The organism is Nodosilinea sp. FACHB-131 (genome assembly GCF_014695395.1).
Lineage (GTDB): Bacteria > Cyanobacteriota > Cyanobacteriia > Phormidesmidales > Phormidesmidaceae > Nodosilinea.
On sequence record NZ_JACJOF010000007.1, the window covers coordinates 224,661 to 247,603 of the forward strand.

Annotated in this window: 26 protein-coding genes and 1 tRNA gene; 17 read left to right on the top strand and 10 right to left on the bottom strand. The window is 56.0% G+C overall.

Features of this window, described 5'->3' with window-relative positions:
• Positions 1-5: 5 nt before the first annotated feature.
• Positions 6-87: transfer RNA gene (locus H6F75_RS04120), tRNA-Leu, on the bottom strand.
• 260 nt (positions 88-347) lie between these two features.
• Here H6F75_RS04120 and accC point away from each other — a divergent pair.
• Positions 348-1,697 carry an acetyl-CoA carboxylase biotin carboxylase subunit gene (gene accC / locus H6F75_RS04125; protein ID WP_190749485.1) on the top strand — a complete coding sequence of 450 codons (1,350 nt, stop codon included), beginning with the start codon at positions 348-350 and terminating at the stop codon, positions 1,695-1,697.
• Between the two features lie 162 nt (positions 1,698-1,859).
• On the opposite strand, the gene H6F75_RS04130 is transcribed toward accC, so the two are convergent.
• The gene (locus tag H6F75_RS04130; RefSeq protein ID WP_073607277.1) at positions 1,860-2,144 is read right to left on the bottom strand and encodes a YggT family protein; all 285 of its coding nucleotides are present in this window, start codon (positions 2,142-2,144) and stop codon (positions 1,860-1,862) included.
• A gap of 222 nt (positions 2,145-2,366) precedes the next feature.
• On the opposite strand from H6F75_RS04130, the gene H6F75_RS04135 reads away from it, so the two are divergent.
• The 4 genes from H6F75_RS04135 (at position 2,367) to H6F75_RS04150 (ending at position 4,336) form a co-directional block, all read left to right on the top strand.
• Positions 2,367-2,486 carry a photosystem II reaction center X protein gene (locus H6F75_RS04135; RefSeq protein ID WP_190749486.1) on the top strand — a complete coding sequence of 40 codons (120 nt, stop codon included), beginning with the start codon at positions 2,367-2,369 and terminating at the stop codon, positions 2,484-2,486.
• A gap of 152 nt (positions 2,487-2,638) precedes the next feature.
• Positions 2,639-3,424: a Ycf66 family protein gene (locus H6F75_RS04140; RefSeq protein ID WP_190749488.1), complete on the top strand. Its 786-nt coding sequence runs from the start codon at positions 2,639-2,641 to the stop codon at positions 3,422-3,424.
• Positions 3,425-3,489: 65 nt separating this feature from the next.
• On the top strand, positions 3,490-3,789 hold the full coding sequence (locus H6F75_RS04145; RefSeq protein WP_190749707.1) for a hypothetical protein: 300 nt from the start codon (positions 3,490-3,492) through the stop codon (positions 3,787-3,789).
• A gap of 244 nt (positions 3,790-4,033) precedes the next feature.
• Positions 4,034-4,336: a hypothetical protein gene (locus H6F75_RS04150; RefSeq protein ID WP_190749490.1), complete on the top strand. Its 303-nt coding sequence runs from the start codon at positions 4,034-4,036 to the stop codon at positions 4,334-4,336.
• A 100-nt stretch (positions 4,337-4,436) separates the two neighbouring features.
• Here H6F75_RS04150 and H6F75_RS04155 read toward each other — a convergent pair whose 3' ends face one another.
• A complete protein-coding gene (locus H6F75_RS04155) occupies positions 4,437-5,261 on the bottom strand; it encodes a hypothetical protein (RefSeq protein WP_190749492.1) in 825 nt (274 codons plus the stop codon).
• A gap of 174 nt (positions 5,262-5,435) precedes the next feature.
• Here H6F75_RS04155 and H6F75_RS04160 point away from each other — a divergent pair, with 174 nt between their 5' ends.
• Together H6F75_RS04160 and H6F75_RS04165 are read left to right on the top strand one after the other, a co-directional pair.
• Complete coding sequence (locus H6F75_RS04160) at positions 5,436-6,326, top strand: nucleoside monophosphate kinase (protein WP_190749494.1); 891 nt, start codon at positions 5,436-5,438, stop codon at positions 6,324-6,326.
• 268 nt (positions 6,327-6,594) lie between these two features.
• Positions 6,595-7,839, top strand: coding sequence for an FAD-dependent oxidoreductase (locus H6F75_RS04165; protein WP_190749496.1), 1,245 nt, complete (start codon positions 6,595-6,597; stop codon positions 7,837-7,839).
• A 26-nt stretch (positions 7,840-7,865) separates the two neighbouring features.
• On the opposite strand, the gene H6F75_RS04170 is transcribed toward H6F75_RS04165, so the two are convergent.
• On the bottom strand, positions 7,866-8,450 hold the full coding sequence (locus tag H6F75_RS04170; RefSeq protein WP_190749498.1) for a DNA-3-methyladenine glycosylase I: 585 nt from the start codon (positions 8,448-8,450) through the stop codon (positions 7,866-7,868).
• 166 nt (positions 8,451-8,616) lie between these two features.
• Here H6F75_RS04170 and H6F75_RS04175 point away from each other — a divergent pair, with 166 nt between their 5' ends.
• The 5 genes from H6F75_RS04175 to H6F75_RS04195 all read left to right on the top strand — a co-directional run bounded on the left by H6F75_RS04175 (position 8,617) and on the right by H6F75_RS04195 (position 12,749).
• Positions 8,617-9,774 (top strand): GTP-binding protein, encoded by a 1,158-nt coding sequence (locus H6F75_RS04175; protein WP_242019649.1) that lies wholly within the window; start codon positions 8,617-8,619, stop codon positions 9,772-9,774.
• Positions 9,775-9,789: 15 nt separating this feature from the next.
• Positions 9,790-10,218, top strand: coding sequence for a Rieske 2Fe-2S domain-containing protein (locus tag H6F75_RS04180; protein ID WP_190749500.1), 429 nt, complete (start codon positions 9,790-9,792; stop codon positions 10,216-10,218).
• Positions 10,219-10,317: 99 nt separating this feature from the next.
• Positions 10,318-10,818 (top strand): diadenosine tetraphosphate hydrolase, encoded by a 501-nt coding sequence (locus tag H6F75_RS04185; RefSeq protein WP_190749503.1) that lies wholly within the window; start codon positions 10,318-10,320, stop codon positions 10,816-10,818.
• Complete coding sequence (gene dtd / locus H6F75_RS04190) at positions 10,806-11,258, top strand: D-aminoacyl-tRNA deacylase (protein WP_190749711.1); 453 nt, start codon at positions 10,806-10,808, stop codon at positions 11,256-11,258. Before H6F75_RS04185 ends, dtd begins: the two co-directional genes overlap by 13 nt.
• A gap of 756 nt (positions 11,259-12,014) precedes the next feature.
• The gene (locus tag H6F75_RS04195; protein ID WP_190749505.1) at positions 12,015-12,749 is read left to right on the top strand and encodes an HAD hydrolase-like protein; all 735 of its coding nucleotides are present in this window, start codon (positions 12,015-12,017) and stop codon (positions 12,747-12,749) included.
• Positions 12,750-12,850: 101 nt separating this feature from the next.
• Here H6F75_RS04195 and mreD read toward each other — a convergent pair whose 3' ends face one another.
• From mreD to H6F75_RS04210, 3 genes are read right to left on the bottom strand one after another with little or no spacing between them, the layout of a single operon-like run.
• Positions 12,851-13,423, bottom strand: coding sequence for a rod shape-determining protein MreD (gene mreD, locus H6F75_RS04200; protein WP_190749507.1), 573 nt, complete (start codon positions 13,421-13,423; stop codon positions 12,851-12,853).
• Positions 13,420-14,244: a rod shape-determining protein MreC gene (gene mreC / locus H6F75_RS04205; protein ID WP_190749509.1), complete on the bottom strand. Its 825-nt coding sequence runs from the start codon at positions 14,242-14,244 to the stop codon at positions 13,420-13,422. The genes mreD and mreC overlap by 4 nt, the downstream gene beginning before the upstream one ends.
• A gap of 33 nt (positions 14,245-14,277) precedes the next feature.
• Complete coding sequence (locus H6F75_RS04210) at positions 14,278-15,312, bottom strand: rod shape-determining protein (RefSeq protein WP_190519847.1); 1,035 nt, start codon at positions 15,310-15,312, stop codon at positions 14,278-14,280.
• Between the two features lie 326 nt (positions 15,313-15,638).
• Here H6F75_RS04210 and H6F75_RS04215 point away from each other — a divergent pair, with 326 nt between their 5' ends.
• Complete coding sequence (locus tag H6F75_RS04215) at positions 15,639-15,998, top strand: single-stranded DNA-binding protein (protein ID WP_190749511.1); 360 nt, start codon at positions 15,639-15,641, stop codon at positions 15,996-15,998.
• 35 nt (positions 15,999-16,033) lie between these two features.
• Here H6F75_RS04215 and H6F75_RS04220 read toward each other — a convergent pair whose 3' ends face one another.
• A complete protein-coding gene (locus tag H6F75_RS04220; RefSeq protein ID WP_190749513.1) occupies positions 16,034-16,240 on the bottom strand; it encodes a DUF2949 domain-containing protein in 207 nt (68 codons plus the stop codon).
• Between the two features lie 96 nt (positions 16,241-16,336).
• Positions 16,337-16,771, bottom strand: a complete 435-nt coding sequence (gene mscL / locus H6F75_RS04225) for a large conductance mechanosensitive channel protein MscL (protein WP_190749515.1) — start codon at positions 16,769-16,771, stop codon at positions 16,337-16,339.
• 253 nt (positions 16,772-17,024) lie between these two features.
• Between mscL and H6F75_RS04230 the strand changes: the two genes are divergently transcribed.
• On the top strand, positions 17,025-17,408 hold the full coding sequence (locus tag H6F75_RS04230) for a cyclic nucleotide-binding domain-containing protein (protein WP_190749517.1): 384 nt from the start codon (positions 17,025-17,027) through the stop codon (positions 17,406-17,408).
• A 132-nt stretch (positions 17,409-17,540) separates the two neighbouring features.
• Positions 17,541-19,130 carry a glucose-6-phosphate isomerase gene (locus tag H6F75_RS04235; RefSeq protein ID WP_190749519.1) on the top strand — a complete coding sequence of 530 codons (1,590 nt, stop codon included), beginning with the start codon at positions 17,541-17,543 and terminating at the stop codon, positions 19,128-19,130.
• Positions 19,131-19,269: 139 nt separating this feature from the next.
• Here the strand turns inward: H6F75_RS04235 and H6F75_RS04240 are convergent, their stop codons facing one another.
• Complete coding sequence (locus H6F75_RS04240) at positions 19,270-19,824, bottom strand: hypothetical protein (RefSeq protein ID WP_190749521.1); 555 nt, start codon at positions 19,822-19,824, stop codon at positions 19,270-19,272.
• A gap of 317 nt (positions 19,825-20,141) precedes the next feature.
• On the opposite strand from H6F75_RS04240, the gene H6F75_RS04245 reads away from it, so the two are divergent.
• Complete coding sequence (locus tag H6F75_RS04245) at positions 20,142-20,867, top strand: Bax inhibitor-1 family protein (protein WP_190749522.1); 726 nt, start codon at positions 20,142-20,144, stop codon at positions 20,865-20,867.
• Between the two features lie 424 nt (positions 20,868-21,291).
• A complete protein-coding gene (gene gatA / locus H6F75_RS04250) occupies positions 21,292-22,734 on the top strand; it encodes an Asp-tRNA(Asn)/Glu-tRNA(Gln) amidotransferase subunit GatA (RefSeq protein ID WP_190749524.1) in 1,443 nt (480 codons plus the stop codon).
• Positions 22,735-22,943 lie beyond the last annotated feature (209 nt).

Consider the following 22,943-nt stretch of genomic DNA (forward strand, 5'->3'; position numbering starts at 1 on the left):
TTTGATGCGGATGGCGAGACTCGAACTCGCACAGCATAAGCCACACGCCCCTCAAGCGTGCGTGTCTACCAATTCCACCACATCCGCTGGTGATGTTCTGAACCGTACCAATTGGGCTCTGAGGGAATGTCACCCAAGCACCGGCTCAGATATATAAGAGTAAACCATAATGGCCCCCTTGTTAGAGCACATTTACAGCAATATTTGTCGCACTGGCTGCGTGATAGAATCAGCGACCGTCGTCATCGTATGATGCTGAGGATGGTCGGTTGCGGCAGTGGGCTGGGGTTGCTTAGCTGGGCTGCTACCCCACAACTCAATGGTCTGTTGCTATTTGCCCTACGTACATGCGCTTTTCCAAGATTTTGATTGCTAACCGGGGAGAAATCGCGCTGCGCATCCTCCGCACCTGCGAAGAAATGGGCATAGCCACCGTTGCGGTTCACTCCACCGTCGATCGCCACGCTCTCCACGTGCAGCTAGCCGATGAAGCGGTGTGCATTGGCGAGGCCCCTAGCCAAAAAAGCTACCTCAACATTCCCAACATTATTGCCGCCGCCCTGACTCGCAACGCCAGCGCCATTCACCCTGGCTATGGCTTTCTAGCCGAAAATGCCCGCTTTGCCGAAATTTGCGCCGACCACCAGATTGTCTTTGTTGGCCCCTCCCCTGACTCAATCCGGCGGATGGGCGACAAATCGACCGCGAAAGACACCATGCAAAAGGTGGGTGTGCCTACGGTGCCCGGCAGCGGTGGCTTGCTGACCGACGAAGCCGAAGCCTATGCTGTCGCCAGCGAAATTGGGTACCCGGTGATGATCAAAGCCACCGCCGGGGGCGGCGGGCGCGGTATGCGCCTGGTGAACAACGAGTCCGAGCTGGTCAAGGCCTTTATGGCCGCCCAGGGTGAGGCCCAAGCTGCCTTTGGCAACTCCGGCGTGTACATGGAAAAGTTTATCGATCGCCCTCGGCACATCGAGTTTCAGATTTTGGCCGATAGCTACGGCAACGTGGTGCACCTGGGCGAACGCGACTGCTCCATTCAGCGGCGGCACCAAAAGCTGCTTGAAGAGGCCCCTAGCCCTCGCCTCACAGCAGATCAGCGCGAAAAAATGGGGGCAGCGGCGGTGCTGGCAGCCCAGTCGATCAACTACGTCGGGGCAGGCACGGTCGAGTTTCTGGTCGATAGCCAGGGCAATTTCTACTTCATGGAAATGAATACCCGCATTCAGGTTGAGCATCCCGTCACCGAGATGATTACCGGCATTGACCTGATTGCCGCTCAGCTCACCATTGCCCAGGGCGAGAAGCTACCCTTTACCCAGTCAGAGATTCAAATTCGCGGCCATGCGATCGAGTGCCGCATCAATGCCGAAGACCCCGACCACAACTTTCGCCCGAACCCCGGGCGCATCAGCGGCTATCTCGCTCCCGGCGGCATGGGTGTGCGGATGGATTCCCACGTGTATACCGACTACGAAATTCCGCCCTACTACGATTCGCTAGTGGGCAAGCTAATTGTCTGGGGGCCAGACCGCCCCACCGCCATTCGCCGCATGCGCCGCGCCCTGCGGGAGTGCGCTATCACTGGCCTGCCCACTACCATCGGATTCCACCAAAAGGTGCTAGAGAACGCCAACTTTCTCAGCGGTGATGTGTACACCAACTTTGTCGCCGAAATGATGGCAATCAAGTAGCTCAAGCTGAGGAACTTTGGCCCAGACCATTCATGACGGGCCAGAGGCCCATCTCACAAGAGAGTAGTCATTTTTCTTGGGGCTCTGGAGAAAGCCTTGTGGGATAGCCGTCCTGGCTGTCCACTCTCGGCGCACCGCCTATCACATTAAGCGACAGAACCTCTAACCGAGCATTCTTAACAAGCCCTGTTGCCCAACTAAAATTTCCCGCAGCAGGGTGACGATACCCACCCAAATGACTGGGGCAATATCGACGCCACCAATGGGCTGAACCAGCTTGCGCATGGGCACCAGCAAGGGCTCCGTGGGCCAAGCGATGAGCGAAAAGGGCAGCTTAGACAGGTCGGCCTGGGGATACCAGGTCAGCACAATGCGAAAGATAAACAGCAGGGTCATGAGGCCCAATAGCAGGCTCACGCCTATATTCAGCACCTGTGTGGTGGCCATGGGTTCCTCCAAAATACGCTGTTGTTGTAGATGTCATTCTAAAGCCTTCCTCGGCTGATTCTCTAGGCCCTGACGGCTTTGCTAGGGTGCTGGAGTCGTGGCTGCTGGCGAGGCGATCGCGTTTGTCGGCCAGAGCGTTGGTGAGGTGAGTGTGGTTGAGCAATAATGATCAATAATGGTCAATAACAATTCGGTTTCAATCGTTAATCGGGATCAAGAGATATGACATCATCTTTAGCCAACTTCTTGCTGAGCCTGCTTGCTGGGGCTGTGATTATTGTTATACCGGCTAGCGCTTTCCTGTTTTTTGTTAGCCAGCGCGACAAGATTCAGCGCCAGTAGTCTTAAAGGGCTGTGCCCGCTGGCCTAGGTCGGAGGGCACAACCTGGTAGTCTTGCGGTCGGGGACCCTGTGGGCGTTCCCGATTTTTTCGTTAAGTCGGCTAGAATTAACGTGTCCGGTTGGCAGAGGCGATCGCCTAAGAGGAATTTGACGTGAATTTTGGTACCCCCGTCCCCCTGCTGCTGGGCATCTTTCTGGTGATCAGTGGTGTAGCGCTATTCTTCTTAGACCGGCTCAAGCCCGGTTACGAGCGCGACTCTGATAAGGTCTATGCCATTCTGTTTTTGCTGTCAGGGGTATTTCTGCTCGGCAACCTAGGCATGGACGTCATCTCCTCCTTTCAGCAAATGCTGATGGCGGGCATGCTGGTGTCGCTGATGATTCAGAATATCAACTCCAGAACGCCGCTGGTCAAAACCGGCTTTCCGGGTGACGGCGGCGATTTTGGTGGCGGTGGCGGCTACCGTCCACCCCGAGGCAATCGCCCTCCGGCTTACGCTCCTGACAACCGAGCAAACCTTCGTGCCGAGCTAGATCGCCGCGACTATGGCCCCGCCGATCCCTACAATCGTCCTCGGCCTATGCTTGAGGGGCGCGGTGAGCCAACTGGTCGCCCTCCCTACACCCCTGACGTGTATGGCGATGGTCGCCCCATGCGCCGCGAAGATATTCCCATGAATGGGCCTGGCGATCGCCCCGTAGATGGTCGTATGGATCGGCCTAACGATCGCCCCGTAGACGGTCGCTTAATGGGCGATCGCCCCATGGATGGCCCCGATGGCCAGCCCTACTACGACAATAATTCTCGCCCTGGCGACGATCGCGTGCGTCGTCGTCGCCCTCCCAAAAACCGCAGCGAATACAACGATCGCTACCGCATTGACCCCGGCCCGCAGCCCCCTCGGCCCGACTACCGCCCCGACCGCGACTCGCTCTAGACGCGGTGAAAGCCTTCGACTTCGGCTAATGCTTTGGCCCCGCTCCGGTGACTGCTTTGTCGTCTTTGCCCGTTGATTTCGATACCGCTACCATTGCTGGCACTGCTCTGTGGGCGATCGCGTTGTATTGGGGCTTTTCGCCCTTAGCTGACCGGGTGATTTCAACGTTTGAGGGCTGGCTAGGTGCGGACGCGCCCGTGGCATCGCTATTGAGCGTCTTGCCATTTTTGGCAGTGGGTGGTTTAGTGCACTACGGTCTTACGCTGTCGCTGGGCAGCAGCTGGGCAGTCAGTTTGGGGGTACTTTCTGCGATCGGCTGCGGTGTGTACGAGCTAGGCCGACGAGACGGTAAGGCGTCCGAATAGAGCTCACTGTTGACCCACAGCGCATGATTTCTGTGGATCTAGCTACTTGGTTATAGGCCAAGGTTTTTCCTGTCTATTCTTCAAAAATTTACGTTGGTAAAGTCTTGCGCGATGCGTCTTTATAGAGCTGAGCAGACGGAACTAAAATTGACCACAGAGGGTCAACCCAGTAAGCGATGCAGGGTATTCTACCGACAAGACACATCGCCCTAAAGAGTTTCTAAAACGAACGATTCCTAAATTTATGAGTAACTCTGACTCTGCCCCCGAAACGAACAGCTTGAAGTCACTGCTGCTTAAAGGGTTGGTCGGTACCGTCGCTTTGGTTGGTACTACTGCTATTCCAATCGTGGTACAGCGTTCTTTGCAAGCCCCACCTGCGTCTCCAGCTGACTCGGCCGCAACAGTTCCGGTTGCTCCAGCCCAGATCTCTCCACTGCCCGACTCGTCTCAGGTAAACTCGGCTACAACCCTGCCAGTCGTTGATGAAGATGCAAAAGGGGATTCGTCTAATGAGAAAGGCAAAAAGAAGCGCGGTGACGACTAGAAACCCAACGCTCGCCGGTTAGGGGAAGACTTTTAGGAGAAAACATTGTGAGCCATCTATCGCCTGGTTTGGGCAGTTTGAGGCTGACCTGTTTTCTCTGTTACCATCGCTGAGCCCAATCAGGAGCCTCCATCGGCTCCGGCTGCAGTGCAGACAAATCGGCCTCAAAAATGACCTTAAAGGAACGCTTCTGCAACTCGCGAACTTGCAGTTTGCCACTGCGAGTAGCGACCAGCAGTTGCCCTTGGGCAGCCCAGTCAGCCCACTGCACATCATTTAGAATAGCGATGTCTTGCTCAGATTCAAGGGCATAGACTACTCGCAGGCCGTCTACTGCCTGGTCAACACCAAACTCTCCGCCGGCCCGGCCTAGGCTCTCTAGCCGCAGCAAGTAGCGGCCTCCTGGCTGCGGCTTTTGCAAGCGAGCATTGCGGTTTTCATCCCAGGGACCACCAGCGCTACGGGGTGGTGAATCGGGAGCTTCTAGCCAGCCCCGCCGCCGTTCGTTAGCGAACTGCTCAACCGGAATGAACGTGAGATCGTAGGGAATGGGTAGGGTGGTAGCTTTTGAGTTTTCATGGCTGCCACCCGTCGTGAAGTAGTAACCCCGAGTCCAGGTGCCGCAGGTAGCAAAGGCATGGAGGGCTGTCAGCCAGGGCAGCTTAGATACGGCGACATAGGCTTCTCCGTATTCCCAGCGAGCTTTGGGATTGTGGGCAAAGTAGCACAGCCAGCGCCCATCAGGAGAAATGTCTGAGCGCCGGGGGAAAATGCGCCCCCGTAGCCAGCCCCCCGGCTCATAGCAGTTCTGAGCTAAATCCCAGCGACCGACGTGGGCCCACTGACTAGGCCCACGCCGAAATACCGCTACCACTGGAGCGTCAGTAGCTGGGAGGCAGTAAATGCGGGGTGGAGACGACGGCATAGGGATAGGGCGAACGAAATCAAGGATGGACTTATCACCGTTACTCGAAGCCTAACTTAGCCCAATGGACATTCTTGGTCGGCCGTTAAGTGAGTTTAAAGAACTCAGGTTTTAGCCCTTTGACCTCGATGATGAAGGTAGGGATGAACAGCGGGTACAAGATATTGCCATTCTATGAAAACTAAGCAATTTATCCTACTAGGGGCTCCTGGCGTGGGGCTAAAGGCCCAGGCGGCGGCGCTAGCCGAACGCTGGCAGGTTCCCCATGTGGCTATGGGGGAACTGGTTCGTGGGGCGATCGCTGCCGAGACCGCGATCGGCGTAGAGGCTCGCCCCTACGTAGATGCAGGCCAGCTGATTCCCGATGCGTTGGCAATGAAGCTGATCCGCAAGCGGTTCGAGCAGCCCGATACGATGCTCAAAGGCTGGGTTTTAGAAGGGTTTCCGCGCACGCTAGCGCAAGCCCAAGCGTTTGATGAGTGGTGGACCGCGGTGGGCCAGCCACCGGCAACGGTGGCCTATCTCAAAGCGCCACCCGAGTTTTTGATCATTCGGCTCTTAAACGAAAGCAGCGAAAAGCCGCCAATTTCAGCTATTCGAGAGCATTTAGAGAGTTTTCAGCAGTCGTTAGAGCCGTTGCTTGAGCACTATCAGCAGCGATCGCAGCTCGCCACTATCAATGCCAGCCTATCGTCTGCGGAGGTGGCCAGTGCCCTGGCCCAGCTCGGTCAAGAAGACACGGGTGCCGCTAAACTGATTCGCGATGAAGCCGAACTCGATACGCTGCTGGCCAGTGAACCCTTGCTAGTGGTCGATTGTATGGCGTCTTGGTGTGGCTCTTGCAAACAAGTAATGCCGTCGATCGATAAGCTGGCCGAGGCCTATGGCGATTCTGTCAGGGTGATGAAGATCGACTTTGATGCTAATCGGCAGATCACCAAGCGATTTGAACTGAAGGGAATCCCTGCGGTGATGTTCTTTAAAGACGGTGAGCGGTTAGAAACCCTAACTGGCGTCAAGTCGTACCAGGAATACAGTGCAGCGATAACTCGTCTATTAGCCTGAAGCTAAACCGAGAGAAACTGAGCTTTGCTGCTGCATGGGCATGAGTCAAGAATTCCTGCATAGCACCGTTCAGGGTTGCTTTCGCCTGCTCTGAAAATGGGCGTTGGTCTCCGTTAGCAGTTCGACTCATGCTTTAGGTTCTAGAAGCCTGGTATGAATCTAGGCGATCGCACCCTTCACAACACGTTACTAAATGGTGTGGTCATTTTACTAAACGGTTTAGTAAATTAGTGGCAGAGCAACGTAACCTCTTCCGAAGGTAATCGCTATGACATCAGACTCATCAAACGTTCTCCACACAGACTGCTGCATTGTAGGCGCTGGCCCTGCGGGTGCCGTTTTGGCGCTGTTACTAGCCAGGCAAGGTATTTCGGTCACACTGCTAGAAGCGCACAAGGACTTCGATCGCGATTTTCGGGGAGATACGCTTCAGCCCTCAGTGCTGACCCTAATGGAAGAACTGGGCTTAAGTGAACAACTGCTGCAAATCCCTCACAGCAGGGCTCATCAACCGCACATGCACACGGAACAGGGTGATTTCACGTTCATCGATTACAGTCACCTCAATACCCACTTTCCATTTCTGACTGTCATGCCACAGGTGCGTTTTCTGGAATTCATTGTTGAGCAAGCTAAGCAGTACCCAAATTTTCAGCTAATCATGGGTGCAAATGCTCAAGAATTGGTTGAATCAGCAGGAACGATTCAAGGGGTGCGCTACCGAGGACAGGGCGGATGGCATGAAATTCGCGCAATGCTGACGATTGGCGCAGATGGGCGACACTCCCGCGTTCGACAAATGGCGGGGCTGACGTTCCCTAAATCCAATGCCTCCCCTCTAAATGTTTTGTGGTTCCGCTTGCCCCGCTATCCCAATGAACCCGACGAACTCACGGCTTTGGTTGGGCACGGTCAGTTTATTGCACTGATGAACCGCGATACCCAGTGGCAAGTGGGCTGTGTGATTGCCAAAGGAGCTTACCAAACGTTGCGGAGTCAGGGATTGGAGGCTTTTCGGCAATCCGTTGTCAAGGCAGTGCCTCAGTTTAGCGATCGCATTGAGCAGCTACAAAACTGGTCTCAAATTGCTTACCTTTCGGTAGAAACGGGCTGCCTCAAACGCTGGTATCGGCCTGGGCTGCTGCTGATTGGCGATGCGGCCCACGTTATGGCTCCCTTTGGCGGGGTTGGCATTAACTATGCGATCGCTGATGCCGTGGTTGCGGCCAACATCCTGACTGAACCTCTGAGGGCCAAACAAGTTAACTGCCAAGATTTGCTGAAAGTACAGCGTCGTCGAGCCCTGCCCACCTGGCTAATCCAAACGTTTCAATCGATCATTCAACGGCAACTGTTTTTGCCAGGTTTAGATCCCACACAGCCTTTTCAGGCTCCTGCACTGATGCGTCTGCCATTTGTTCCAAGGCTACTGGCAAGATTTCTTGGCTTTGAACTCATCCCTGTTCACGTCGCGCCAGCCGCCCAACAACCCGCTTTCACATCGGTTGTATAGAGTTGACTGATGAAGTTTGCGGAACCTTAAGCCAATTCTCGATGGCGGAAACAGTCTGTGGTGTGGTCGTTGACCATGCCTGCCGCCTGCATGTAGGCGTAGCAAATAGTGGTGCCCACAAACTTAAAGCCGCGCTGCTTGAGGTCTTTGCTCATGGCATCGGAGGCGGCGGTGCGAGTCGGGGCATCAGCTAGGGTCGGCCAGGCATTTTGTACGGTTTCGCCATCGACAAACTGCCAGATGTAGCGATCGAAGCTGCCGAAGGTTTCTTGCACTTTTAGAAACGCCTGGGCGTTGAGGGTGGCGGCGGCAATTTTGAGTCGGTTGCGCACAATTCCGGCATTGCCTAGAAGTTCCTGATGCTTGGCCTCGTCGTAGCCAGCGACGACCTGAGGGTCAAAGCCAGCAAAAGCGGCTCGGAAGTTTTCGCGCTTGCGCAGAATGGTGATCCAGCTCAGCCCGGCCTGGAAGCCGTCGAGAATAATGAACTCGAAGTGTTTGGTGTCGTCGTGCAGCGGCACCCCCCACTCGGTATCGTGGTAGGCAACCTCAAGCGGGTCGTTATGATGCACCCAGCTGCAGCGGGGTAGGGCGTCGGAGGTGAGGGTCATGGCCGTTGCCGAGAGCGAAATCAATGCAATTGTACTGTTTTGGGCAGCGCGATAGTCAAAGACTGGTCGGGGCCATACTTCCTTACCTAAACAATCCCAACCCTGACTGCCACGACTCCAGATTCATCGCTAGTATGGAAAATGTCCTTGCGTTCAGAGAGCACCCATGTCTACCGCTGCGCCTCCCATCCAGCCCCAGGCCATGGATGACATCAAACACGGTCTGCCCGTCACTATCATTACCGGCTTTTTGGGCAGCGGCAAAACCACACTGCTCAACCACATTTTGGCCAACCAGGAAGGGCTCAAAACCGCCGTGCTGGTAAATGAGTTTGGCGAAATCGGCATCGACAACGACCTGCTGATTGCCACCGAAAACAACGACGACACCATGGTCGAACTCAGCAACGGCTGCATCTGCTGCACCATCAACAACGACCTGATGGAAGCGGTGTATAAAGTGCTGGAGCGCCAGGACAAAATTGACTACTTAGTAGTAGAAACCACGGGGCTGGCCGATCCCCTGCCCATTGCCCTGACCTTTTTGGGCACTGAGCTGCGCGATATGACCCGGCTCGACTCCATCGTCACCGTGGTCGACGCCGAAAACTACAGCCTGGACCTCTTCAACAGCCAGGCGGCCCACAACCAGATTGCCTATGGCGACATTATTCTGCTCAATAAGGCTGACCTGGTCGATGACGCCGATCTCGACCTACTGGAAGTCAAAATTCGCGACGTCAAAGAGGGCGCCAGGATTCTCCGTACCACTAAATCGCAGGTGCCCCTGCCGCTGATTCTCAGTGTGGGACTATTTGAGTCGGACAAATACTTTGGCAGCGACAGCGCTGAGTCCGACCACGACCATCACGGCCATGATCACCATGACCATGAGGCCCACGATCACGCCAATTGCGACCACGACCACGGCCACTGTGAGCACGACCACGACGATCACGGTCATGCCCACGACCATACCCACGGGCGTCACTCTGACCACTTAGCCATTGATGGGTTTACGTCGCTGTCCTTTGCCAGCGATCGCCCCTTTGCCATTCGCAAGTTTCAGCACTTTCTCGACAATCTGCTGCCTGAGTCGGTGTTTCGGGCCAAGGGCATTCTCTGGTTTGACGAAAGCCCCAAGCGCCACATCTTTCACCTCAGCGGCAAGCGCTTTTCGCTAGATGATGACCAGTGGAAGGGCGAACCCAAAAATCAGCTGGTGCTGATTGGCCAGGGGCTAGACCACGATACTCTGCGCGAACAGCTCAACGCCTGCTTAGGAATTCCTTCGCCAAAGCGCGGTCAGGGTTTTGGCAAATAGAGGAAAACAGAGCCTATGAAGCGTCGAGAGTTTAACAATCTGCTGGCGTTGGGGCTGCTGGCGACCTCGCTGCCGGTGGCGATCGCAGCCTGTCAGTCTGACTCCACCTCTGAGGCAGGTTCAGGAGCCGAGGGTGAGTTTATTCCCCTCGGCTCCGTAGCTGACCTAGATGCTCAGGGCAGCCTTGCCAATGAGAATTTGCAGGGCAAAAATCTGGCAGTCATCCGCGATCCCAACGCTCCAGATGCTCTGATTGCCGTGAGTGCGGTCTGCACCCACGCTGGCTGTACCGTGACTTGGAATGGCGATCAAAACCTGTTTGCATGCCCCTGTCACGCCAGCAACTTTAAGCCAGACGGCACCGTTGACTCTGGCCCGGCGCGGCAGCCTCTAGCAACCTTTGAGGCCAAGGTTGAGGGCGACCAGGTGTTGGTCAAGGTTTAGGGTGTCTGGTTTAGGGTTTAAGGGCTAGCCCAAGTTTTGTACCTTTACCGTCTTTTTTCCGTTGCCTCGTCGTCCCCCCGTCAGCAGGAGGCTTAGGCTATGACCGACAAAGGAACGCAACTGCATATCGATTGTCTCGCCTGCCAGATGTTGGCGGGCGCTCAATCGGCCCCCGGTGGCATCATCGTCGAAAACCCCTGGTGGGTCGCTGACCACTGCGTTGGCCCCTACGGTCTGGGCTCGGTGGTGCTCAAAACCCGAACCCACCGCGAAAACCTGTGGGATCTGTCGATGGCTGAGTCGGCATCGCTGGGGCCGTTTTTGCAGCAGATGTCAGAGGCGATCGCCTTGGCTATGGCCGCCGAGCGGGTCTACGTCAGCCTCTGGGTTGACCAGCCGCCCTACCACGTTCACTTTGTGCTGCAACCCCGCTACCCTGACCACCACAATCCTCAGGAGCTGGGCCTAAAGGGGCTAGAGCTTCAGGTGTTTCGCACCCTGGGCCAGCCACCCAAAGCCGCTGAGATGGCTGAGGCGGCCGATCGCATTCGGAGGGTGTGGCAGCAAAAATTTACTTCCCAAGCACCGTGCGAGTCGTAGTGCAGCGGGTGACGGCCTCCAGCGTCACCGTAGACAGCGAAATTGTTGGCAAAATCGGACCAGGGCTGAACCTGCTGGTGGGCATTGCGCCGACCGACACCGCTGCTGAACTGACTTGGATGGCGCGCAAATGCTTGGATTTGCGGCTGTTTCCATCACCGGGTAGCAGTCGCTGGGATCTCTCGGTTCAAGATATTCGAGGCGAGATTTTGGTGGTGAGCCAGTTCACCCTCTACGGCGATTGCCGCAAGGGACGCCGGCCCTCCTTCGATGGAGCCGCCCCACCGGCCCAGGCAGAAGCGCTGTACAACGACTTTGTCACCCTGCTGCGCACCAGTGACCTGCGGGTAGAAACGGGTAAATTTGGCGCAATGATGCAGGTTGAAATCTACAACGACGGCCCTGTAACCCTGATCTTGGAACGGGATGCCTCTGGGTAACAAACCCAAGGATACAGCGTTGGCCACTGCGCCTAGGGCACAATTCACTTCACCAATGTTGAACCAGTGCAATTCGGTTCAAGGTTCTGACCCGTCGGGTTAGGCTTTAATCTCGCCGAGACGGCCATCAGCTCGCTGGCAGCTGAAAGGCGCGGTGGGCGCCCTGCTCTACCAGGTCTCGATGCATGAGTCCCCGTGCTGGGCCTGCCCGTCAATCAGAGGGGGTGAGGTCTAGGCAAGGGTGTCGGTTAGCCTAAGCCCGCCCCAGGGCGCTGTATCTCCAGAGGAAATAGCATTCGTAGATTAAATCAAAGGGGCTGGTGCGCTCCAGCCTGGCGTGCAGAACGGGGTGGCGGGTAGCCACCTACTTGCGCTGGCCAGGCTGCCCTTGGGCACAGGCGGCAGCTGGTGCAGGGGAACCCCGGCCAGGTCGATGGGGCGGAACACCAACCCGCATCGCAAATAGCTCCACCGTTGTCTCTTGTGACGCAGAGCGCGAATCCCTTCCTGCACATGGATAGAGCAGATCTTTTGACCCAATACTGGAATGCGCCAACCGGCGCAGACACAGGCAACCGTGAGACCCTTCTCATGAACAAAAAGACCAACTTCCTCAAGTTAGAGCAGTGGTCATTTTGAGCTGGGGTTTGCTAAAGTAAACATGCTTTGATTTTTGTAAAGAAACTATTAATAAAACCAATGTCGGATTGTACTTAACGCGCATTCGCCAACAGCGGTGAGGAGTTTCTGGAGTCTATGTCTGCGATCACCATCTTTTGCGATTTTGACGGCCCTATCGCCGATGTCTCTGAGCGCTACTACGCTACCTACCGCCAGGGTTTGGAGTGGGCCCAGGCCAATGCTCAGGCCCAGGGCAACCCAGTCACCGTGCGTTATTTATCAAAATCACAGTTTTGGACTTTCAAGCAAAACCGAGTGCCCGATCGGCAGATAGCCCACTGGTCTGGGCTAGACGGGGCGAACATCGACGCCTTTTTGGCGCAGGTGAGCCGAATCGTCAACCAAACTGCTCTGCTCGATCGCGACCAGGTGCAACCCCAGGCGCGGGCAGGCTTAGATCTTCTGCGTCAGTTCCAGGTACGGGTGGTGCTCGTGACTCTGCGACCTCCCGATCAGGTTATGGACTTTCTAGACCAGCACGATCTCCGCTGGGCCATTAGCGATCTCTACGGCATGCCCCAGGTTGACGCCGCCTACATCAACCAGGCGAGCCACAAGGTAGAGCGGCTGCGGGCGGCGATCGCTACCCAGCAACGCCAGGGCTACGACCTCCGTCAAAGCTGGATGGTTGGTGATACCGAAGCCGATATCATGGCCGGCCAGACCCTTGGACTAGAGACAGTTGCGGTTACCTGTGGCATTCGCAGCAGCAGCTACCTCCAAGGGTTTCGTCCTACCCATCTGCTGCCCAATCTATGGACGGCTTGCCAAAAACTCCAGCAGCGAGTCACCCTAGGCGAGTGCGCTTAAGCAAGTTCATCTAGGAACCTGTCCGCGCTAGGTTTTAAGGCAGTTATTTGAACAGGATGGGGCTCAGGAATGCGATCGCCCACTGCCCACCCAGCCAAACCTTAAGGCTCAGCAGCGTAGCGTTCCCACCAGTGGTTGAGGGGATAGTACAGCGCTGGAGCCCACAGACTGCTCAAAATAGCCGAGCTTAGTGCTACCCGCTGGTGATATATCCAGATTCTGCCCAGGGGCGGGTAAAGCGAATTGGCCGATACAAGCTGGTCAAAACTAATTTGCAGCGCCAGCACTGTTTCTGCAATCACTGCCATTGCAAACACAATTAGCGCCACCGAGACAATGTCTTCCTGGAGGTAGCGCTGCTTTTGCAGCCTTGCCGTTAGTACCCCAACCACAATCAAGCTGAGGGTATGGGTTGGGTTAGGGGATGTCATTGCATCCTGCAGCAGGCCCAGCACCAGCCCGGCTACAGCGGCCTCCCACTGGGTGCGTTTAATGCTCCATGCCACGACCCAAATTAGCAACCAGTGAGGGGCTACCCCCAGCAGTTCCATCCCCGGTATGCGGCTGGGCAGCAGGAGCAGGCAGACCAGCACTGACGCCGCTGTGGCTAGGCTGTTAATCACCCAGGGCTGACGCCATAAAGGCAATGATGATGCTCTTACCCCTAAGCTCATGGCCGGGCTCCGTCGCCGCTTTCGGGGACAAGACCATTTTCAGGCGTTGCCCCTGGCAGCACGGGCAAATCCACCGTTTCCTGCGGTTCAAAGGGATGAATGATAGCCCACTCTAGGATCGATAGAGGCGATGATACCTGAATGACTGCTTCTGGAGCCGGACTCTTGGTTAAATCGATGGATTCGATGCGTCCAATGGGAATGTCCTGGGGAAACAGGCGGCTGTAGGAAGAGGTAACAATCACATCACCGGCTTTAACGTCGGGGAGTTTTTCGAAAAACTCCATGACCACTCGGTTGTTAGATTGCCCTCTCACCACTCCCATGGCCCGGCTGCGGCTGACCTTAGCCCCTACCCGGCTTGTGGGGTCACTGATTAATAACACCCGTGAAGTGCTAGGAGAAACCGCTACTACCCGGCCAATCAACCCGCCTGGGCCGGTCACTACATGCCCGGTTGCCACATCGTTGCGGCTGCCCCGGTTAAGAACAATGTGCTGCCACCAGTGGTCGGCTCCGCGCCCGATCACTGTCGCCCGCACCCCATCTAAGGGATTGGCGGCTTCGTAATCGTTCAGGGTTTGCAGAGACCGGTTTTGGTTCTCTAACTCTACAATGCGCTGCTGGAGCTCAAGAATATAGCTGTTTTCGAACTGCTGCTCGCGGCTCATGCCCGGCTGTAGAGGCCGAGTTAACCAGTGATAGGTTTCGTAAATAACGGCACCATCATTGGCCCGCATAAGCCAAGCGGAGGAAATGGCCAGGGTAACCATTCCCGCTTTGAGGGCATGACGTGTCCACCAGCGGCGTAGGGCAAACATAGGTTCTAGGTAGATGATGACTCTGGGGTTGCCCTACAGGCTCGATCGCCCGCTGAAAACTCGGCCCATCTGGCTAAAGTTCTCTAGTACTCGCCCAGTGCCCAGCACCACACAACTCAGCGGATCGGCCGCCACATGCACCAATATGCCGGTTTCGTGGCTGATCAGGGTGTCTAAGCCCTTGAGCAATGCTCCACCGCCGGCCAGCATGATGCCGCGATCGATGATGTCAGCCGCAAGTTCAGGCGGAGTGCGCTCCAGAGTGCGCTTAACCGCCTCAACGATGACCGAAAGCGGCTCGGCCATGCTCTCGCGAATTTCGGCACTCTTGACCGTCACGGTGCGAGGCAGACCAGACAGCAGGTGCAGACCCCGCACATCCATAGCAATTTCGTGGTCATCGGGGTTGGGGTAGGCCGACCCGATGGTGATTTTAATTTCCTCGGCGGTGCGTTCCCCGACTACGAGGTTGTGCACCTTTTTCATATAGCTGGAGATGGCTTCGCTAAGTTCGTCTCCAGCTACGCGCACCGACTCGCTCAGCACAGTGCCCTGCAAGCTCAGCACGGCTACTTCCGTGGTGCCGCCGCCAATATCCACAATCATGTTGCCAGTGGGTTCGGCGACGGGCAGGCCTGCCCCTATGGCGGCGGCCACCGGCTCATCGATCAGGTATACAGTGCGGGCTCCGGCCTGCTGGGCGGCATCCATAACCGCGCGCCGTTCAACACCTGTCACCCCGCTGGGAATGCCGATGACAATGCGCGGCGATACCAGGGTGCGGCCCTCGTGCACCTGACGAATGAAGTGCTTAAGCATGAGCTCGGCGGTGTCGAAGTCGGCGATGACGCCGTCTCTCAGCGGGCGCAAAGCCACGACGTTGCCAGGGGTACGACCCAGCATGCGCTTAGCCTCTTCTCCGACTGCCAGGGGTTTCTTTTCGACCTGGTCAATGGCCACTACGGAAGGCTCTTGCAGTACGACCCCTTTGCCGGAGACGTACACCAGAGTATTGGCCGTACCGAGGTCAATACCCATATCGCGAGAAAATCTGTCGAAGAAAGCCACAGGCAATAACGCCCCTACATCAAGAAAAAACAGTGAACCAATGCTAAGGCACGCCCCTAGGGACTCACGTTTACATCGAAGTGGATTCTATTACGTTTCGTATCAGTGCGTCTAGTAATCAAATATTTATCGGTAAGGGGAAAAGCCAGAGGAGATTTCTGAAAGCTGCAAACTAACTGGAGCAGCAGGCTTTGGGCTTTAAGGGCGGCTTTCCTACTATACAAAGGTGCATAGCCTTCTCCAGGACGGGTTTGACCGTCACAGTGTTCCTGACGGATGTTTGAGGTTTCGCCTACAATGCTGGAACAAGTGTTGGGCAATCAGCGATGACGATCAATGTGGTAACTCTGGTAGGCCGCGTGGGCACTGACCCAGAGGTGAAATATTTTGAGTCGGGTACGGTGGTGTGCAACCTGACCCTAGCGGTGCGGCGACGGTCGAGCCGAGACGATAAGCCTGACTGGTTTAACCTCGAACTATGGGGTAAAAATGCCGAGGTGGCAGCTAACTATGTGCGCAAGGGCAGTTTGATTGGTATAAGCGGTGCCCTGAAGCTAGACCATTGGCAGGATCGCTCTAGCGGTACGGCGCGTTCGAAGCCGGTAGTGCGAGTAGATCGATTAGACTTGCTGGGCTCTCGCCGGGATAACGAGTCATCAATGAACTACAGCGACGATGAATTTTAGGGGGTTAACTCCTGTTTCAGATAAATACCCAGAGCCTATGGAGTAGCGGGGCCGACTTCCTCGAGCCAGTCAAAGATTTGGCTGAGCTGATCGGTGCTGACTAAGCCGTATTGCCACAGCGCCATAGGCAAGAGGTTTGTGGCTTGCCCTGCCTTGCGCAATCCCATGGCGATCGCCTCAGAGGACACCGCTAGTTCGGTCTGAAGAAACTCAATGAGCTGATTTTGGCGTTGGGATGGCATGACAATCGGGGCAGATGCTGGTAGTTAGCCCTTACTATAGCGGCTCTGACTGAATACTGCCTCTGCCCTGAGAAATCCCGCTCTCGGGGGCGTGCTCTACCGCCCGGGGCGGCTTTCGAGATAGTTGGTGAGCCGAGTCAAGGTGTCGTTGAGCTTTTCTTCGATGGTGGGCTCTGCTGCTGCCTCAGCGTCATCTTTCCGCTTTAATTTCTCGAAGGCGCGGATCATCAAGAAGATCACAAACGAAATCACCACAAAGTTGATGACAGCGGCGAGAAATAGGCCGTACTTGATGCCGTTGGCAGAAAGATTGGCAATATCCTCTACCCCTGCTGCCTGTAACGCCGGATTTAGCAGAACAGGAGTGATGATATCTTCGATAAACGAGGTGACCACAGCATTGAAAGCTGCGCCGATGATTACCGCGACAGCTAGGTCAATGACATTGCCGCGCATGAGAAACTCCTTGAAGTCTCTCGCAAAGCCACCTGCGGAATTCACCGCCCGATCTCGAGTTTGTCTGTTAGCCATGTCTCCTCAATCCTTATTTTTAATTACGACCATATGGTATGCGACTAAAACAATATCAGCGTTTCAAAGGCTCTATTTATGTTTGGAATGCTGAGACGGCAAAAACAGAGATTTAAAGTGTGGTTAACCTCCCAAGATGACTGAGCTATAGAATGGCGGCAGCCATGGGGGAACTGCTGCACCCTGGTAGAATCCAACCAGAGCGAGAGCAGGGCACTGATTTGAGGACGACCCCTGGGAGCGAAGCGAACCCATGCTGAAACCGATTCAAGTTGTTGAGCTGTTGATGACGACCCCTAGCCATCAAGACTTTGAGGCCGGAGACACAATCTTTGAGGCGGGTGCCTTAGGAAATTGCATGTACGGCATCATTCAGGGAGAGGTCGATCTGTGGGTTAGTGGCCGCGTGTTTGAAACCATTTCTGCTGGCGACGTGTTTGGTGAAGGGGCGCTGGTGCAAATTCCCCATGTGCGGGCCTCTACGGCAGTGGCTAAAACCGACTGTCGGCTAGCTCTAGTGGATGAGGCTCACTTTAAGTTTTTAGTACAAGAGACGCCGCTGTTTGCCCTAGAGGTAATTCGTAGCCTCTCAAGCCGTCTACGGGCGGCCAAGGCGGTGGTTAGGAGTGATGGATAGGGCGATCGCCTTCATGGTGCCTTGCCGAGACCAAGCTGTATGTTTAGCCACCCTTTTTGTAGCGGTGGCCGTCCTATCCTAAACTGCACCTCAGGACGTTAGTGAATACGGTTTAGACCGAGGAGTGACAGGATGGATGCAGCCGCCCTTTGGCAACGCTATAAAGACTGGCTCTACTACCACGAAGGTCTGGGCTTTTACCTAGATGTCAGCCGCATGGGTTTTGACGATGCCTTTGTCGCTGATATGCAACCCCGCTTTGCTAAAGCCTTTGCCGATATGGCCGCGCTGGAAGCTGGGGCGATCGCCAACCCCGACGAAAACCGCATGGTGGGTCATTACTGGTTGCGCGATGCCAGCCTAGCCCCCACCTCCGAGCTCAAACAAGACATTCTCGACACCCTGACCAGCATTGAGCAGTTCGCCAGCCAGGTGCGCACAGGCGGTATCTACCCCCCTGGTCAAGAACGTTTCACCGAGGTCCTCTCCATTGGCATTGGTGGCTCAGCTTTGGGGCCGCAGTTTGTGGCCCAGGCCCTCGGGCCTGACTTTCCACCCCTGGCGATTCACTTCATCGATAACACTGACCCCGAGGGCATCGATCGCATTCTTGCCCGCCTGGAAGACAAACTGCCTACCACTCTAGTAATCGTTACCTCTAAATCGGGAGGCACCGCCGAAACCCGCAACGGCATGGTCGAAGTGCGCACCCGGTTTGAGCAACGGGGGCTGAACTTTCCCAAACAGGCCGTTGCCATCACCGGCCGGGGCAGCAAGCTCGAAAACCAGGCCCTCAGCGAAGGCTGGCTGGCTACTTTCCCCATGCGCGACTGGGTAGGTGGCCGCACCTCTGAGCTATCGGCGGTAGGGCTGCTGCCCGCTGCCCTGCAAAACATCAGCATTCGCTCCATTCTCGGCGGTGCGAGAGAGATGGACGCAGCTACCCGCGTGCCCGATCTGCGCCGCAACCCCGCCGCCCTAATCGCTCTGGCCTGGTATTACGCGGGCAACGGCAAGGGCGAAAAAGACATGGTGGTGCTGCCTTACAAAGACAGCCTGCTGCTGTTTAGCCGCTACCTGCAACAGCTGGTGATGGAGTCGCTGGGCAAGGAGAAAGACCTAGACGGCAACCTGGTTTACCAGGGCATTGCTGTCTATGGCAACAAAGGCTCTACCGACCAGCATGCCTACGTGCAGCAGCTGCGCGAGGGCGTGGCCAGCTTCTTCGTCACCTTCATTGAAGTACTGAAAGACCGAGCCGGCGACTCGGTGGAGATGGAGCCCGGTGCCACCAGCGGCGATTTTCTCTTTGGCTTTTTGCAGGGCACCCGCAAAGCCCTTTACGAAAATCAGCGGCAGTCCATCACCTTGACCATTCCTGAAGTCAATGCTCACACCGTGGGGGCATTGATTGCGCTGTATGAGCGGGCGGTGGGCTTCTACGCGTCGCTGGTGAATATCAACGCCTACCACCAACCGGGTGTTGAGGCGGGTAAACTGGCCGCCTCAGGGGTGCTCGACCTGCAACAGGCCGTGGTCAATGCCCTGGCTCAAAGCTCAGGGCCGTTAACCCTAAGTGAACTGGCTGCCGCAGCGGGAGCGCCTGACCAAGTGGAGACGATCTATGCGATCGCTCGCCACCTCCACGCCAACCAACGCAGTCTGGTCATCCACGGCAACCCCGGACATCCCGATGCGATCAAGATTGTGGCCCTGCGGTGAGAGGGGGTGGATGGGTGGATGGGAGTTTTGAACGGTGAAGGTTGAGTTTTGAGTTTCTGATATACAAACAGGACTCAAAACTCAAAACTAAGCGCTCAAAACTTCCTCTCTCCCCACCCATCCCGAACCCACCGCTGCTTTAGTCCGGAATCCACACGTAGGGGCTGCCCGACACCGTAATGCCCTCAGTCTTAGAGAAGCGGATCACCACCAGCCGCGAGCTGTCGCGACCTAGGTCGAGGTAGCCGCTGGCCCAAACCTCAGACCGCACCACGCCAGTGATCTCAAGGCGATAGCCGCCAGGGGGCAGGTAGAGGGTTTCTTGGCGATCAAAATTGTGGGGGCGATAGACCAGGCGGTTGTTTAAGTAAACTGCGCCCCAATCGTCACCGCGGGCATCAAACTCGATCCTGACCTGCTCGCTCTCTGGCTCAGGGCGGGGGTAGGGCAGAATAATGATCGATGGGCGAAAAATGTTTGGCGACTGCCGAATGATCACTCGTCGGTTCGAGCGAATAATGCGGTCTGACTCAGCGGTGGTGCCCTCTTGGGCCTGGGCGATCGGCGCGCAGGGTAGGGCGATCGCCGCCGCTACCCCCCAAAGAAGCCGCCACCAGTGCTGGGTTGATTTCCTCGGAGCGGTCTTTGACCCCAGCGCTTTAAGAGACTTACTTTCATCTGCCTCCACCACCATCCCACCACTCCTTGACTCGCAGCCTCCAGTCCGATGGTAGTCGCCCCTGTTCTTAATCTAGAGAAGTCTGTGACTCTTAGCCAACCGGCGGTCGATTGACGGGTAGATATCCACACCCCAGGGCTGCTCACCCAATTCAGTAAAGTTGACTAAGATTTAGATAAGGAAAACCGGTTTGCCCAAACTTAGCGGCTAAGCTAGCTCTGAAGTCTGATTCAGCTTGTGCGATGGTCAAAGACCGGCTCAGGAGGGCGATCGCCCTAACCGGGCACCTAAATCTATTTTGCCAAATCTATTTCGTCGTAGAGGATAGGGCTTTGAGTAACACCAGCAATTTTCGTGAAGCGATTAGTAAGGCCAAGGGACAAACCCTGATCGGCCCCAATGTGATTAAGAATGCCCTGCCCTATGTGGGCGGCGGCCTGATTCTAACCGCCCTAGGTTCCTTTGGCGGCCTGAGCGTGATGGCCAGCAACCCGGCCATCTTTATGCCCACCTTTTGGGTGGCGTTCGTTGCCCAAATCGTGCTTTTCTTTGTGGCAATGAACGTAGCCTCTAAGGGCAACAACAGCACTGCTCTCCCCCTACTCGCCACCTACAGTCTGCTAACGGGCTACACCCTCAGCGGCCTACTTTATGTAGCTCTGGGTACTACGGGGGTCGGCGTGACCGGCATTGGTGCCTCGGCTTTAGCCTGTGGGGTGGTCTTTATCGCCGCCCGCCAGATTGGCTCTAATCTGTCTGAAGAAGATGGCTTCGCTCTCACTAAAACCATCGGTATCGGCGTAATCGCTATCCTAATTGCGGTAGTGGGTCAATTTATTTTCGCCATGTTTGGCGGCCCCATTCCCCAGTTTCTCGACATTGCCATCTCTGCCTTTGGCGTGTTGGTGTTCTGCGGTGCTTCGGTAGTCGATTTCTTCATTCTGCCCCGCACCTACAAAGATGAGCAGTATCTATCGGCCGCGCTGTCGATGTACCTCACCTACATCAACCTGTTTGTCTTCATTCTGCGTCTGCTGATCGCTATTAACCGCGACTAGCACGCTGCTAGGGTTTACCTCCCCTATTAAATTGAAGTCCCGGAGTCCATGCGGTTCCGGGACTTTTGTATTGATGGCATTTGCTCAAACATGCACCCCGCTGAACTGTGCGCTAGCAAAGGCTAGGTTGCCCACCCGCACGGTCTGGGTAGATGGCAGTTGCTAGGCGCGATCGCCCTTACCGTTAGCCAACTTCCCGCTGCAAATCTACCCCCGGCAATCGCTACCCCATCGAATACGGGGGGGTAGCGATTGAAATCTTCTGCTAAGACAGTCCCGTCTCGTTCAATTGGTTAAGCCATAGGCTTTAGAGCCTTCACCAACCTTGCTCAACTAAAAACTGCGTTTCGCGCCCCATCCTTCCTATACTGATACCTTGGTGTCCGTTACCCTTAGTCGCCCCGGATCAGTTTTAAGGAGTCCCATGTCTGTCATCCGCGCTCTGCATCAACAGTTGGTCAGCAAAGAACGCTCTGCGGTGGAGATTACCCAGAGCTACCTCGACCAAATTGCAGCCCTGGAACCCACAATTCGCAGCTACCTGACCGTGACTGGCGATCAAGCCCTGGCCCAGGCGGCCCAGGTGGATGACCGCATTGCTGCCGGGGAAGACATTGGCCTGCTAACCGGCATTCCTATTGCCTTGAAGGACAACCTCTGCACCCAGGGAGTACGTACCACCTGCGGCTCGAAGATTCTCGAAAACTTTGTGCCACCCTACGAGTCAACAGTGACTGGAAAATTGCGGGATGCGGGGGCGATCGCCCTGGGCAAAACTAACCTCGATGAGTTTGCTATGGGCAGCTCCACCGAAAACTCCGCCTACCAGATCACTGGCAACCCCTGGGATGTGACTCGGGTACCGGGCGGTTCCTCAGGTGGCTCTGCCGCCGCCGTAGCCGCTGGGGAATGCGCTGTGGCGCTGGGCTCAGATACTGGGGGTTCTATCCGCCAGCCCGCTTCGTTTTGCGGCGTGGTTGGGCTGAAACCCACCTATGGGCTGGTCTCGCGGTTTGGCTTAGTAGCCTATGCCTCGTCGCTCGATCAGATCGGCCCGCTGTCCCGCACGGTGGAAGATGCGGCGCTGCTGCTCCAGGGCATTGCCGGTCACGATCCCAAAGACTCCACCAGTCTGGATGTGAAGGTGCCCGACTACACCCAGTCCCTCAAGACCGACCTCAAGGGTCGCAAGGTCGGCATCATCACCGAAACCTTTGCCGCCGAGGGCATTGACCCCGCTGTTAGAACGGCTACCGAGAAGGCCATTCAGCAGCTCAAGGAGCTTGGGGCTGAGATTCAAGAGATCTCCTGCCCTCGCTTTCCCTACGGTCTGCCCACCTACTACATCATCGCTCCGTCGGAAGCATCCTCGAACCTAGCCCGCTATGACGGGGTTAAGTATGGTGTTCGCAACAACAACGACAGCCTAATGTCGATGTATACCAAAACCCGCGCTGAGGGCTTTGGCACCGAGGTGAAGCGGCGCATCATGATCGGCACCTACGCCCTGTCGGCGGGCTACTACGACGCCTACTATCTTAAGGCCCAAAAGGTGCGCACCCTGATCAAGCAAGACTTTGAGGCCGCCTTTGGCCAGGTCGACGTGCTGGTGTGTCCCACGGCCCCCACCACCGCTTTCAAAGCGGGTGAAAAGGTAGACGACCCCCTCAGCATGTATTTGTCTGACCTAATGACGATTCCGGTGAACTTGGCAGGGCTGCCGGGGCTCAGCTTGCCCTGCGGCTTTGACGACCAAGGGTTGCCCATTGGTCTACAGCTGATTGGCAATGCCCTGCGAGAAGATCTGCTGTTTGAGGTGGGCTATGCCTACGAGCAGGCTACGGAGTGGCACCAGCGGGTGCCGTAGCCTACTGTGTGAAATTGGGCGCAACCTGCGTTGATTTGAGTGAGTAGCTCCCCTGGTCTGGTGCTTTTGACAACCGCGTTTTGAGAAAGCCTGGGCTAATCCGGTTAGCTACTAAAAAATCGTCACAGAGGAGTATGGGGAAGCGGGACAAATACCCCATAATAGGCAGCAAGCAAGGGCTAAAGTTCCGTTAACCGTCACTGGTTCTT

Bases quoted from the DNA above. Each gene is read 5' to 3' on its own strand.
- accC (WP_190749485.1), top strand. From the start codon at position 348: ATGCGCTTTTCCAAGATTTTGATTGCTAACCGGGGAGAAATCGCGCTG.
- H6F75_RS04130 (WP_073607277.1), bottom strand. From the start codon at position 2,144: ATGGCCACCACACAGGTGCTGAATATAGGCGTGAGCCTGCTATTGGGC.
- H6F75_RS04135 (WP_190749486.1), top strand. From the start codon at position 2,367: ATGACATCATCTTTAGCCAACTTCTTGCTGAGCCTGCTTGCTGGGGCT.
- H6F75_RS04150 (WP_190749490.1), top strand. From the start codon at position 4,034: ATGAGTAACTCTGACTCTGCCCCCGAAACGAACAGCTTGAAGTCACTG.
- H6F75_RS04155 (WP_190749492.1), bottom strand. From the start codon at position 5,261: ATGCCGTCGTCTCCACCCCGCATTTACTGCCTCCCAGCTACTGACGCT.
- H6F75_RS04160 (WP_190749494.1), top strand. From the start codon at position 5,436: ATGAAAACTAAGCAATTTATCCTACTAGGGGCTCCTGGCGTGGGGCTA.
- H6F75_RS04165 (WP_190749496.1), top strand. From the start codon at position 6,595: ATGACATCAGACTCATCAAACGTTCTCCACACAGACTGCTGCATTGTA.
- H6F75_RS04170 (WP_190749498.1), bottom strand. From the start codon at position 8,450: ATGACCCTCACCTCCGACGCCCTACCCCGCTGCAGCTGGGTGCATCAT.
- H6F75_RS04175 (WP_242019649.1), top strand. From the start codon at position 8,617: ATGTCTACCGCTGCGCCTCCCATCCAGCCCCAGGCCATGGATGACATC.
- H6F75_RS04180 (WP_190749500.1), top strand. From the start codon at position 9,790: ATGAAGCGTCGAGAGTTTAACAATCTGCTGGCGTTGGGGCTGCTGGCG.
- H6F75_RS04185 (WP_190749503.1), top strand. From the start codon at position 10,318: ATGACCGACAAAGGAACGCAACTGCATATCGATTGTCTCGCCTGCCAG.
- H6F75_RS04195 (WP_190749505.1), top strand. From the start codon at position 12,015: ATGTCTGCGATCACCATCTTTTGCGATTTTGACGGCCCTATCGCCGAT.
- mreD (WP_190749507.1), bottom strand. From the start codon at position 13,423: ATGAGCTTAGGGGTAAGAGCATCATCATTGCCTTTATGGCGTCAGCCC.
- mreC (WP_190749509.1), bottom strand. From the start codon at position 14,244: ATGTTTGCCCTACGCCGCTGGTGGACACGTCATGCCCTCAAAGCGGGA.
- H6F75_RS04215 (WP_190749511.1), top strand. From the start codon at position 15,639: ATGACGATCAATGTGGTAACTCTGGTAGGCCGCGTGGGCACTGACCCA.
- H6F75_RS04220 (WP_190749513.1), bottom strand. From the start codon at position 16,240: ATGCCATCCCAACGCCAAAATCAGCTCATTGAGTTTCTTCAGACCGAA.
- mscL (WP_190749515.1), bottom strand. From the start codon at position 16,771: ATGGCTAACAGACAAACTCGAGATCGGGCGGTGAATTCCGCAGGTGGC.
- H6F75_RS04230 (WP_190749517.1), top strand. From the start codon at position 17,025: ATGCTGAAACCGATTCAAGTTGTTGAGCTGTTGATGACGACCCCTAGC.
- H6F75_RS04235 (WP_190749519.1), top strand. From the start codon at position 17,541: ATGGATGCAGCCGCCCTTTGGCAACGCTATAAAGACTGGCTCTACTAC.
- H6F75_RS04240 (WP_190749521.1), bottom strand. From the start codon at position 19,824: ATGGTGGTGGAGGCAGATGAAAGTAAGTCTCTTAAAGCGCTGGGGTCA.
- gatA (WP_190749524.1), top strand. From the start codon at position 21,292: ATGTCTGTCATCCGCGCTCTGCATCAACAGTTGGTCAGCAAAGAACGC.